Source organism: Paenibacillus lentimorbus NRRL B-30488 (assembly GCF_000411595.1).
GTDB lineage: Bacteria > Bacillota > Bacilli > Bacillales > Bacillaceae > Bacillus > Bacillus velezensis.
Genome location: NZ_ANAT01000014.1, coordinates 19,152 through 31,882, shown reverse-complemented (window position 1 = coordinate 31,882; position 12,731 = coordinate 19,152). Strand labels below are relative to the sequence as shown.

At 47.5% G+C, this 12,731-nt stretch carries 7 protein-coding genes and 3 pseudogenes; 8 read left to right on the top strand and 2 right to left on the bottom strand.

All coding sequences use genetic code 11. From position 1 onward, the window contains the following. Positions 1-100 precede the first annotated feature (100 nt). From D368_RS08500 to D368_RS08490, 3 genes are read left to right on the top strand one after another with little or no spacing between them, the layout of a single operon-like run. A complete protein-coding gene (locus D368_RS08500) occupies positions 101-517 on the top strand; it encodes a secondary thiamine-phosphate synthase enzyme YjbQ (protein ID WP_033574926.1) in 417 nt (138 codons plus the stop codon). Further along, positions 514-1,545, top strand: coding sequence for a nitronate monooxygenase (locus tag D368_RS08495; protein WP_061890785.1), 1,032 nt, complete (start codon positions 514-516; stop codon positions 1,543-1,545). The genes D368_RS08500 and D368_RS08495 overlap by 4 nt, the downstream gene beginning before the upstream one ends. A 25-nt stretch (positions 1,546-1,570) precedes the next feature. Then, a complete protein-coding gene (locus tag D368_RS08490) occupies positions 1,571-1,822 on the top strand; it encodes a hypothetical protein (RefSeq protein ID WP_007408636.1) in 252 nt (83 codons plus the stop codon). Positions 1,823-1,839: 17 nt separating this feature from the next. Here D368_RS08490 and D368_RS08485 read toward each other — a convergent pair. Then, a pseudogene (locus D368_RS08485) lies at positions 1,840-2,576 on the bottom strand (protein-glutamine gamma-glutamyltransferase). A 141-nt stretch (positions 2,577-2,717) separates the two neighbouring features. On the opposite strand from D368_RS08485, the gene D368_RS08480 reads away from it, so the two are divergent. The 5 genes and pseudogenes from D368_RS08480 to D368_RS08460 all read left to right on the top strand — a co-directional run bounded on the left by D368_RS08480 (position 2,718) and on the right by D368_RS08460 (position 11,695). Then, a complete protein-coding gene (locus D368_RS08480) occupies positions 2,718-4,703 on the top strand; it encodes a methyl-accepting chemotaxis protein (protein ID WP_128574720.1) in 1,986 nt (661 codons plus the stop codon). Positions 4,704-4,887: 184 nt separating this feature from the next. Then, a pseudogene (locus D368_RS08475) lies at positions 4,888-6,873 on the top strand (methyl-accepting chemotaxis protein). Between the two features lie 127 nt (positions 6,874-7,000). Beyond that, on the top strand, positions 7,001-8,986 hold the full coding sequence (locus tag D368_RS08470; protein ID WP_032876853.1) for a HAMP domain-containing methyl-accepting chemotaxis protein: 1,986 nt from the start codon (positions 7,001-7,003) through the stop codon (positions 8,984-8,986). Between the two features lie 113 nt (positions 8,987-9,099). Then, complete coding sequence (locus D368_RS08465) at positions 9,100-11,106, top strand: methyl-accepting chemotaxis protein (protein ID WP_071392226.1); 2,007 nt, start codon at positions 9,100-9,102, stop codon at positions 11,104-11,106. Positions 11,107-11,171: 65 nt separating this feature from the next. Then, positions 11,172-11,695, top strand: a pseudogene (locus tag D368_RS08460) (type 1 glutamine amidotransferase domain-containing protein). Positions 11,696-11,726: 31 nt separating this feature from the next. Here the strand turns inward: D368_RS08460 and D368_RS08455 are convergent. Further along, positions 11,727-12,713: a Gfo/Idh/MocA family protein gene (locus D368_RS08455; protein WP_071392224.1), complete on the bottom strand. Its 987-nt coding sequence runs from the start codon at positions 12,711-12,713 to the stop codon at positions 11,727-11,729. Between the last annotated feature and the right edge of the window lie 18 nt (positions 12,714-12,731).

Genomic DNA, 12,731 nt, shown 5'->3' with positions numbered 1-12,731 from the left:
AAGTTTTTTGTGATCTGCGTTTATCATCGCGATCCGACAGGAAAAGACAAATACAGAAACGAATATGGGAAAGGAAGAGAAAAAGAAAGGAGGCATCTATATGCTGAAAAAATTGCAGATTCAAACAAACAGACGGGATGAAATGATCGACATCACACATGAAGCTGAAGCGTTTCTCCGCAAAACAGGCGTGAAAAACGGTTTGGCGCTCATATACTGTCCCCATACAACCGCCGGCATTACCATAAATGAAAATGCCGATCCGGATGTGAAGAGGGATATGCTCAGAAGGTTTGATGAAATATATCCGTGGGAGCACGAACTGGACCGGCATATGGAGGGAAATACGGCGGCACATATGAAAGCGAGTACAACCGGCGCCTCCCAGCATGTCATCATAGAAGACGGCCGCCTGATACTCGGAACATGGCAGGGCGTTTATTTTTGCGAATTTGACGGTCCGCGAAACAGAACATGTTATATCAAAATACAGGCTGAAACGGAGGAAAACAAATGAGTGAGTGGATGAGTGCATTATCATTAACAAAGCCCGTCATTCAGGCGCCGATGGCCGGCGGGCTGGTCACGCCGCGTCTGGCTTCGGCGGTATCAAATGAAGGGGCGCTCGGAAGCCTCGCTTCAGGATACGTCAGCCCGCAAGCGCTTGAAAAACAGCTTATCGAGATGAAAGAGCTGACGGACCGCTCCTTTCAAGTAAATCTTTTCGTCCCGGAAGAAAGGCAGATGCCTGAGGCGGAACTTGTTGAAAAATGGAAAGCCCGCATTCCGAGGGCAAAAGACGCCAAGCCGTTCTCTGATCTGAAAGAAGAATGGAAGGATTTCGAGGAAAAAGCGGAGCTTCTGATCCGTTACGGAGTCAAAGCGTGTTCATTCACCTTCGGCCTGCCGCCGGAAGAAACGGCGGAAAAGCTGAAGAATAGCGGTTGTTTCCTTTTCGGCACGGCGACAACGCCGGAGGAAGCGAAGGCTTTTGAAGAACGGGGAATGGACGCCGTTATTCTTCAGGGAATAGAAGCCGGCGGGCATCGCGGGTCGTTTCTGCCGGTTAAAGGAGAACCGGCTCTCGGCCTTATGGCGCTGATTCCGCAGGCTAAAGACGCGCTGAATATCCCGGTGATTGCGGCAGGCGGCATTTTTGACCGCCGCGGCGTGCAGGCCGCCCGCTGTTTGGGTGCGGACGGCGTTCAAGTAGGAACACCGTTTCTCCTTTGTGAAGAAAGCAGCGCCTCACCGGCATATCAAAAAGCCATTGCCGAAACAAAAGGAGCCGACACGCGGCTGACCACCCTGTTTTCGGGAAAACAGGCGCGGGGAATCGTGAATCAGTTCATGAAAACATATGAAGCTGACGAGGGGAAAACGCTGCCTTATCCGCTGCATAATACGCTGACAAAGCCGATGCGCGGGCACGCGGCTCAATCAGGAGACGCGGAGTATATGTCTTTATGGGCCGGCCAGTCCGCCGCGAAACTTGAAGGGCCGACAGACGTGAAAACCGTTTTGGACGGATTGTGCGAATCATAATCCAGAAATCGTGAGGTGATGGATGATGAAGATTCTTCAAATGTCCTATAAAAAAAGAGGAACTATTGAGTTTGTCTTTGAAGATTTTCCGCATTCCAAAGTCACCATGGCGCCGATTAAAGGGTATTACTTTGTCCGCGCCATTAAATGGAGCCGACGGGACAGAGCCGTCACCCGCCATGATTTAGAGAAGTTTGAATGGGCTGCAAATCAAGCGCTCGGCACGACGGCTTTTTACCGGAAAAGAAAAGCATTCCGCATCCCATCGTCACAATGACAGACGATGGGATTGTTTTAATGCATGATCTGATAAAGCGCGGGTGCATCAAGCCTTGTTGCCTGGTTAAGCAGATAAGCCGGCTGCACGGCATTTTTTTTCTTAAAGAATTCAATCTCTGGATGATTTGTTCAGCGGTCAGAATCCCGAGACCGTGGGCGAAATATTGATCATTCCCCATCACAATGACATTCTCTCCCCGCCACTGAGCTTTTGCAGGATTAAAATCAGGATTTTTAAAATATAAACAATCTCCCCGTAAAAAGTGGCTGCCGGTTTCCGTGTAGATCGGCAGATGCTCATAGTGCCAGTCATACAAAGTGATATCCCGGAAACGCCGGTTAAACCGTTCTTCACCGATTGTCTTTAAGACGGCCAGATAATAAATCACAACAATGGCGGTAGCGCATTCAAATGCGTAAAACGCCCCGTTTTCAATAATGTCCCGAATCGCTTTTGAAGCGGGGATTCTGTACTTCAGCTCCAAGGCTCCTTCCGGCGTCACTCTCCAATAAGCCGTATTTCCGTATGTTTTGGCGAAAGTTGCAAATTTCACACCTGATCCGTGCAGTTCTCTTGCGGCTTCCGCAATATGGCGGCGCAGCCGCACCTCGAACATCAGTTCAGCAATCGACCCGTAATCAAATTGTACGGGAGAATTGAGCAGTTCATTTATATACGGAACAAGGCTTTCTTCCGTCTGCCAGTTCGCGATGTCATGAGGACGAAGCACTTGGCCGGATATGATAATCATCTGCACGCCCCCTTCTCTTTTTTATAAGATATGCAGGAAGCTTGGGCAATGAAAATCAAGTCATAAAAAATGAGGAAATGTTAACAAAATGTGAAGACTGAGCCGATATATAAGGTATCACACTTGAGGGAGCAGCTTAATATGAAAAAATTCATTAATTGGTGCACAAAGGCATCGATTTCACGTAAATTAATCATTTCATTTATCGTGATCTTAATCATACCGATTCTCGTGTTAGAATTCAGTTCATACCATACGGCGAGCAATTCGCTGGATGATCAGATTTCAGGCAACGCGAAAAATAACATCGAATCTTTTAACACAACCATTACAAATGATATCGGCGCAAAAGCAAAGGCGATTGAATTTTTCAGTGAAACGTTAAAAGGGTCATCCTTCTCAAAGAAAAACATGTCTGCTCTTGAAGAAAAGTTCGGGCAATACACGTCTATTCATAAGGACGTAGCCCGCATTTACGGAGGTACGGAAGACGGCAGCTACGCACAGGCGCCGAAGGAGAATACTCCGGCCGATTACGATCCGAGAACACGCACTTGGTATAAAGACGCCGTGAAAGCCGGCGGCACGCTCGTTGTCACCGACCCTTACACCGCGGCAAGCGACGGCAGCATGGTCGTTACCGTGGCAAAGCAGATGCAGGACGGAACAGGCGTAGTGGCCATGGATATTACGATTGACCAGCTGCTGAAGCAGATGCAGGGAATCAAAATCGGGCAAAAAGGATTCGTGTTTATCACATCCAAAAATAAAACCTATGTCGCGCATAAAGACCACAAACCGGGCGATAAAGTTTCAACCCCGTGGCTGAATGAGGTATACAGCAAAGACAGCGGCATTATTTCATACAAGCTCGATGATCAAAATAAAAAAATGGCGTTTACGACAAATAAACTGACCGGATGGAAAATAGAAGGGAGCATGGAGCTCAACGAAATTAAAGACGCCTCACAACCGGTGCTGACGATGGGAATGCTCGTCCTTGCAGCATCCATTATCATCGGGGGAATTTTAATTCTGTTGATTGTCAGATCCATTACGTCACCGCTGAAACGGCTTGTCCGCTCTTCTAAACAAATCAGCGGCGGAGACTTGACCGAAACCATTGATATCCGCTCGAAAGATGAATTGGGCGAACTCGGCGCGAGCTTTAATGAAATGGGAGAATCTCTGCGCGGATTGATAAGCGCGATCCAAAACTCTGTCGACAACGTGGCCGCGTCATCGGAAGAGCTGACCGCTTCAGCTTCGCAGACAAGCAAAGCGACGGAACATATTACAATGGCGATTGAGCAGTTTTCAAACGGGAATGAAGAGCAAAGCGAAAAAGTCGATTCAAGCTCAGCCAAGCTGAATCATATAAACGACGGACTCGCCGCCGTTTCCCGCACATCATCATCCATTACGGAAGCATCTAAACAATCGAAGGAAGCTGCCGGCACCGGGGAAGAATATGTGCAGCAAACCGTCGGGCAGATGAATCTCATCAATCAATCGGTCCAGCAGGCGGAAGCGGTTGTAAAAGGCCTTGAGGCCAAATCAAAAGACATCACTCATATTTTAAGAGTTATCAACGGTATTGCCGATCAGACAAACCTGCTTGCGTTAAATGCAGCCATTGAAGCGGCAAGAGCCGGTGAATACGGGCGGGGCTTCTCAGTAGTAGCCGAAGAAGTGAGAAAGCTTGCCGTCCAATCCGCCGGTTCTGCCAAAGAGATTGAAAAACTCATTCAGGAAATCACGGCTGAAATTAATACTTCGCTTCACATGTTTACATCCGTTAATGAAGAAGTGCAATCAGGACTTGCCGTAACGGACCGCACGAAAGAAAGCTTCCAGAATATCTTCGGCATGACGAACGACATCGCCGAGAAGCTTCAATCGATGAACGGCACGGTTGAACAGCTGTCAGACAGCTCTCAGCACGTTTCAGCTGCAGTGACGGATATTGCGGACGTATCACGGGAAAGCGCAGCAAGCATTCAGGATATTGCCGCATCCGCAGAAGAACAGCTTGCATCAATGGAAGAAATCAGCACATCCGCCGATACGTTGGCGCAAATGGCCGAAGAACTGCGGGAATTAACGAAACAATTTAAAATCAACTAGTAAAAAAGGACGCTTTCCAGGTGGAAGGCGTCCTTTTTTATAGTGACAGCCGGATAATTAAATAAAAAGTCTTGCATACAAAGGGAGTACATAGAACTATTTTTCATTTATGACTTAATTTTCAATGTAATAAAAAGGGAGTCGGCCGATATAAACAGTAAATGATTGAAAGAGGTTTACAAAATTGAAAAAAACAGCAAAAAAAATCGCCAGAAAATCAATAGCCAAAAAACTTATTATTTCATTTTTACTGATCTTAATTATTCCGGTAGCAGTATTGGCTGCCGGCGCCTACCGTTCGGCGGCTTCATCCGTTGAAAAGCAAATGATGGAAAGCGCCGAAGGAAATGTGCAAATCTTAAACAATATGATTGATGACCGGATCGGAATGTTTACAAAAAGCTCAGCATATTTCAGCGAATGGGCGACAAGCGCTAAATTTAAAGAAAAAACCAAACGGAAATGCAAGAAAGGTTCAAACAGTTTATTGAAAGCAATGATAAAGCGTCCGCCATATTTTCAAGCAGCAAGGAAGGAACGTTTACCCGTTATCCGCATGCCGACATGCCGGCCGATTTCAATCCGCTTGAAAGAAGCTGGTATCAGGAAGCCATGGAGAATAAAGGCCAAACCATCATCACGGACCCTTATGAGTCCATCTCAAACAAAAAGATGGTCGTCACCATGGCCCGCGCGGCGCAAGACGGATCAGGCGTCGTCGCCATTGATATAAAAATCGACGATCTCATCACGATGACAAAAGAAGTGAACATCGGAAAAGAAGGATACGCCTTTATCCTCAGCAAAATAAAAAGCTGTTGCTTACAGTGATGAAAAAGCCGGCGCGGCGGTATCGGGAAAATGGGTTGATACATTATACAGCGGGCAAAAAGGCGACTATGAATATACGCTGAACGGGAAAGCGAAAAAAATGGCGTACGTGACCAATGAAGCGACGGGCTGGAAGATCAGCGGAACCATGTCCGTGGATGAAATCAAGGATGCGGCAAGACCGGTTCTGACTCTGGCCGTTATCATATTGGCGATAGCCATCGCCGCAGGGATGATTTTCATTTATTTTGTCATCCGCTCAATTACCAAACCGTTAAAACGTCTCGTAGCTTCAGCGGAAAAAATCAGCAGCGGAGATCTGACGGAAACCATTGATGTCGGCTCTCAAGATGAGCTCGGCGTGCTCGGTAAAAGTTTTAATCATATGACAGATTCACTCCGTTCGCTTATTCAAGGAATTCAGGACTCTGTTGAACATGTCGCTTCTTCCTCAGAGGAGCTGACGGCTTCGGCTGAGCAGACGAGCAAAGCAACGGAACATATCACCCTTGCGATTGAACAGTTTTCTAATGGAACGGAAGACCAAAGTGAGAGTATTGATAAAGCGACAGCACAAGTGAATGAGATGAAAGACGGGCTCAGCGATCTGGCGGAAGCGGCAGCCGTTGTGACGGAAACGTCAATTGAATCGGCGGAGATATCCGGCGCCGGTGAGCGGCTTGTCAAGAAAACAGCCGGCCAGATGGGCGCTATTGACCAATCCGTAAGTAAAGCGGAGCAAGTCGTACAAGGGCTTGAACTCAAATCGCAGGACATCACCAGCATTTTGCGCGTCATTAACGGCATTGCCGATCAAACGAATCTGCTTGCTTTAAATGCAGCCATTGAAGCGGCAAGAGCGGGAGAATACGGACGCGGTTTTTCAGTCGTTGCCGAAGAAGTGAGAAAGCTTGCCGTCCAATCCGCCGATTCAGCGAAAGAAATCGAATCCTTAATTCATGAAATCGTCAAAGAAATTCATACTTCGCTCGGAATGCTGGAATCCGTCAATCACGAGGTGAAAAGCGGACTTCAGTTAACGGACGAAACGGAAAAAAGCTTCCGGGACATTTCCGCTAAAACAAATCAGATTGCCGGTGAACTGCAAAATATGAATGCAACCGTGGAACAGCTTTCTGCCGGATCTCAGGAAGTATCAAACGCTTCAGAGGATATCGCGGCAGTCTCCAGACAAAGCGCGGCCGGCATTCAGGACATCGCGGCTTCAGCTGAAGAGCAGCTTGCGTCCATGGAGGAGATCAGTTCCTCAGCCGTCACGCTGGAAAAAATGGCGGAAGAATTACGCGAACTGACAAAGCGTTTTAAGATAAACTCTTAATTAAGTCTAAAAGACTAATTTTGCAATAGGTAAAAAGTATGTTTCGGTATATTTCTTCTTTTCGGATGTGTATATTTACCCATAATTGCCGATATGAAGGGTAAACATGCAAGAGGAGATATAGCAGATGAAAAAAATTGTGCAAATCATCAAGCAGAGATCGCTTACAAGAAAACTGCTCATTTCTTTTTTGGCCATTCTCATTCTTCCTATTTCAACGCTGGCTTTTATCGCCTATCAATCGGCGGTTAGCACGCTTGACAGGCAGATGATGGGAAGCGCACTAGATAATGTGCAGCAGATTAACGATATGATCAACACAAGCATCAGCCAAAAGGAAGACGGAACGGCATATTTCAGCGACTGGCTCACAAAGGATCGGTACAAGCCGAAAAACCAATCGCAAATTACCGATAAATTCACAGAGTACATGAAGATCAATAAAGACGTGGAATCCATCTATACGAGTGACACGGAAGGACATTTCACACGGTATCCGGATCTGCAGATGCCTAAAGGATATAATCCGCTTGAAAGAGACTGGTATAAAAAGGCCGTGGAAAATAAGGGGAAAGTTGTTGTAACAGATCCCTATCGCACGGCTTCCACCAATACGATGGTCGTGACGGTCGTTCAGCAGACGAAAGACGGCTCAGGGGTCGTCGCCATCAATATGAAAATCGATGAGCTTCTGAAAACGACAAAGAAAGTGAACATCGGAAAATCCGGCTACGCTTTTATACTGACGAAAGACAAAAAAGTGGTCGCCCACCCGAACCGCACGTCAGGCACAGTATTAAACGGGGATTGGGCTGAACAGCTGTACAACAGCAAAAAAGGTGATTTTCAATACAAATACGACGGCCAGGAAAAGAAAATGGCTTATGATACGAACGGGCTGACAGGCTGGAAGATTACCGGAACAATGTATCTGGACGAAATTCATGAAGCGGCCCTGCCGATCCTTCATCTGTCCCTGCTCGTTCTCGTATTAGCGATTGTCATCGGAACCATCGTCATGGTGCTGATTATCCGTTCAATCACAAAACCGCTCAAGCAGCTTGTGACATCATCGAAACAGATCAGTGAAGGCGATTTAACAGAAACGATCGAGATTCAGTCAAAAGATGAATTAGGCGAGCTTGGCAAAAGCTTTAACAATATGGCCGCTTCACTCAGGTCTCTCATCCATGCCATCCAGGATTCCGTGAATAACGTCGCATCTTCCTCAGAGGAGCTGACGGCTTCAGCGGAGCAGACAAGCAAGGCAACCGAACATATCACATTGGCGATCGAACAATTTTCTAACGGAAATGAAAGCCAAAGTGAAAATATCGAAAGCGCAGCGGAACATATTTATCAAATGAACAGCGGGCTTAAAGATATGGCGAAAGCATCTGCCGTCATTACCGAATCCTCCGTCACATCAGCGGAAGTCGCCAATTCAGGCGGAAAGCTCGTTCACCAGACGGTCGGCCAAATGAACGTCATTGACCGGTCAGTGAAAGAAGCTGAACAAGTGGTGCGCGGACTTGAAACAAAATCAAAAGACATTACAAACATTCTCGGTGTCATTAACGGAATCGCTGATCAGACAAACCTTCTTGCGCTGAACGCGGCAATTGAAGCCGCGCGTGCGGGTGAATACGGCCGGGGCTTCTCAGTCGTCGCCGAAGAGGTCAGAAAACTTGCGGTCCAGTCTGCCGATTCAGCGAAAGAAATCGAAAGCTTAATTATAGAAATCGTCAACGAAATCAATACATCTCTCGGCATGTTCCAATCGGTCAATAAAGAGGTGGAGAGCGGACTGGATATTACGAATCAGACCGAAACGAGCTTCAAACGGATTTCTGAAATGACGAACCAGATCGCCGGAGAAATTCAAAATATGAATGCGACGGTAGAACAGCTGACAGCAGGATCACAGCAGATTTCAGGAGCTTCTGAGCAAATCGCGTCCATCGCAAAAGAAAGCTCCGCCAGCATTCAGGATATCGCGGCCTCTGCCGAAGAACAGCTGGCTTCAATGGAAGAAATCAGTTCGTCTTCGGAAACGTTATCCCAGATGGCGGAAGAATTACGTGATATGACGAAACGATTTAAAATAGATTAATAGGTCATAGAACACCCAAATGTGCTGTTTGGGTGTTTTTTTAGTTTTTTAATAAATCTTTTGTCCTATCTGACGATATTAGATTTAGCTTTTCAAAGAAGGAGACTGAAAAAATGAAACAACTGATACATTGGATCAAACAGCCATCCATCAGCAAGCCGCTGATCGCGGCATTTTTAGCCGTATTGGTGCTTCCGGTCGGCATACTCGCCTACTTCAGCTACCAAACGGCGGGGAGTACATTAGAAAGAGAACTGACCCACAGCGCCCAGGGAAATGTCAGCGAACTGAACAGCGTGCTGGAAAACATGCTCGAAGGCAAGCTGAAAGCGATTGACTACTACAGCGAATCAATCACAAAGGAAAAACTGAACACGAAAAATAAATCGGTACTGCTCGACAAAATGAAGCAGTATGTCACCGTAAATGACGATGTCACGTCAATTTACGCCGCGTCTCGCGACAAAGCGTTCGTGAAATATCCGTCCGCTGACATGCCGTCCGATTATAATCCGCTCACGCGCGAGTGGTATACAAAGGCGGTTGAAAAAAGCGGACAGCCGGTGTTTACCGAGCCTTATAAAGACGCTGCAACCGGACAGACGGTCGTTACGATTGCCCAGCAGACAAAAGACGGATCAGGCGTTGTGGCGCTTGATATTAATCTGGGCGACCTGCTGAACGCTTCCGAACGCGTCCAGATCGGTCATAAAGGATTTGCCTTCATTACAACGGGGGACAAAAAATACATCGCCCATCCGACTATAAAAGCGGGAACGGAAGGCTCCGGAGAGTGGACGAAAGAGGTATTTTCCAAATCAAGCGGATCGTTTGAATACATGTTTGAAGGACAGCAGAAGAAAATGGCCTTCACGACAAACAAACTGACGGGCTGGAAAATCGCCGGCACATTTTTTGTCAGTGAGATCCATGACGCAGCCTCGCCTGTCATGAAAATGGCGCTGATCATCCTGGCGGTTTCTCTTATCGTCGGCGGTATTTTAATCTTTTTTATCATTCGCTCGATTGCAAAACCGCTCAAAAAACTTGTCTCGACATCAGCTAAAATCAGTGACGGCGATTTAACGGAAGTCATTGACATCAAGTCAAAAAATGAATTCGGGCAGCTCAGCCAAAGCTTCAATGAGATGTCGGCATCACTCCGGTCTGTCATCGGCGTCATCCAATCATCCGTCGAACATGTCGCTTCTTCATCCGAAGAGCTGACGGCATCCGCCGGACAGACAAGCAAGGCGACAGAGCATATTACTCTGGCGATTGAACAATTCTCAAACGGAAACGAATCACAAAGCGAGAAATTGGAAGAAAGTGCTGATCACCTTTCCCAAATGAATGCCGGCATTGCCGAGACGGCGAATGTATCGGCGGAAATCACTGAATCCGCCATCCAAACCTCTGAAACGGCCGGAAGCGGAGAAGAATTAGTGGCGAAAACGGTCGGCCAGATGAAAACAATTGATCGTTCCGTACAGCAGGCGGAAGCCGTCGTAAAAGGGCTGGAAACGAAGTCGCACGACATTAAGAGCATTCTGAACGTTATTAACGGCATTGCCGATCAAACAAATCTGCTTGCCTTGAACGCGGCCATTGAAGCGGCCAGAGCAGGCGAATACGGGCGGGGCTTCTCCGTCGTTGCGGAAGAAGTGAGAAAGCTTGCCGTACAATCCGCCGGCTCCGCGAAGGAAATCGAAACGCTGATTCAGGAAATCGTCAAAGAAATCGCCACATCGCTTTCTGTATTCCAAGCGGTGAATCAAGATGTGAAGGAAGGCCTCGATATTACGGATCAAACGGCCGAAAGCTTCAAAAAAATCTCAGAAATGACGACTCAGATTTCAGGCGCCTTGCAGCATATGAACGGAACGCTTGAGCAGCTTGCAGCCGGGTCGCAAAATGTGACAAACGCAGTGGAGGACATTACCTCAGTCGCCAAAGAAGGGTCCGCCGGCATTCAAGACATCGCCGCCTCAGCTGAAGAGCAGCTGGCCTCCATGGAAGAAATCAGTTCATCCGCCGAAACGCTTGCGCATATGGCTGAAGAACTGCAGCAGGTCACACGGAAATTTACGATTCAGTCTGAAGACGAAGAACAGCTGTAACGAGCTGTTTCTTTTCCTCATCTGAAAAAAGCGATACACTAATATAAAAGAAGGGAGTGGCAGTGATGAGATTAGAAGGCAAAAAAGTCATAGCGCTTGTCAGTGACGATTTTGAAGACTTAGAGCTTTGGTATCCCGTCTACCGGCTGAGAGAGGAAGGCGCGATCGTTCATTTAATAGGAGAAGAAGCGGGCCGTTCATACAAAGGAAAATACGGGGTGCCCGCGACGGCGGATTACGATTTTAAGAGCCTGATTATTCAGGAGTATGATGCCGTGCTCGTGCCTGGCGGCTGGGCTCCTGACAAACTGCGAAGATATCCCGAAGTTTTGGACATCATCCGTACGATGAACGAGCAGAAAAAGCCGATCGGCCAGATCTGCCATGCGGGCTGGGTGCTTATATCTGCCGGAATTCTCGCAGGAAAAAAGTAACGAGCACGCCCGGCATCAAAGACGACATGACAAATGCAGGGGCACAGTGGCTGGATGAAGCTGTCGTAACTGACGGCCACATTGTATCAAGCCGCCGCCCGCCCGACCTTCCGCAGTATGCAAAAGCGTTTGCTGACCTGTTAGCGTCCAAATAAAAAACATCCGCCCGAATCCGGGCGGATGTTTTTAGTTTTGATCGGCGGGAAAGACGATTCCGATTTGTTTTCTCGCTTCTTCCATAATGCTCGCCGTAATGAAAGAACGTTCAAATGTATTTTCGGAAGACTCCCGCTGTCCGTTTCGAAGAAGATTGATGAATTCAGCCGTTTCGTAGTACATCGACGGTTTCAGATCAGGGACTGAAATGTCTTCCGTCCGGCCGTCACGATAGCGGATTTCCGCCCGTTCCGGTCCGTGAATGCTGTCCAGAACGATCGTGCCGTCTTCACCCTGAATTTCCGCCGGGGCAAACGAATTTGAGATTTTCGAATGCATCAGCACCGCTTCAAATCCGTCGTATGACAGAATGACCGTGCCTTCGCCGTCAACGCCGGATGATAGTTTATGACCGGTCGCAATGACGTTTTTCGGTTTGCCGAACAGGACGACGGCCGGATAAATGCAGTACACGCCGATGTCCATTAACGAACCGTTCGATAATTCAGGCTTAAACGCGTTAAGCACCGTACCGTTTTTATATGCATCATATCGTGATGAATATTGGCAGTAGCTTGCCGTGAATCTCCTGACGGGTCCGATTTTATGTAAGTGGTTTTGAAGCATGCTGAAGTTCGGCAGAAACGTCGTTTTCATGGCTTCCATCAAGAGAACGCTGTTCGTTTTGGCTGCGTGAATCATTTCATCCGTTTCCCTTGCGTTAGACGCAAACGGTTTTTCGCACAGTACATGCTTGCCGTGTTCCATAAAAAGGACCGCCTGCTCTTTGTGAAATGCATTCGGGCTGGCAAGATACACCGCGTCATAGGCTTTGCTTTCCGCCATTTCTTTCAGGCTGGTGAAATAATGAGCAGCGCCGTGTTTGCCGGCGAATTCCGCCGCACGTTCCTCAGTTCTGGAATAAACCGCCGTTAATTGAAAGTCATCAATAGCAGAAGCCGCCTCCAGAAATCGTTCTGTAATCCAATTCGTTCCGACTGTTGCAAATCGAATCATTGCTATCGCTCCTTCTAT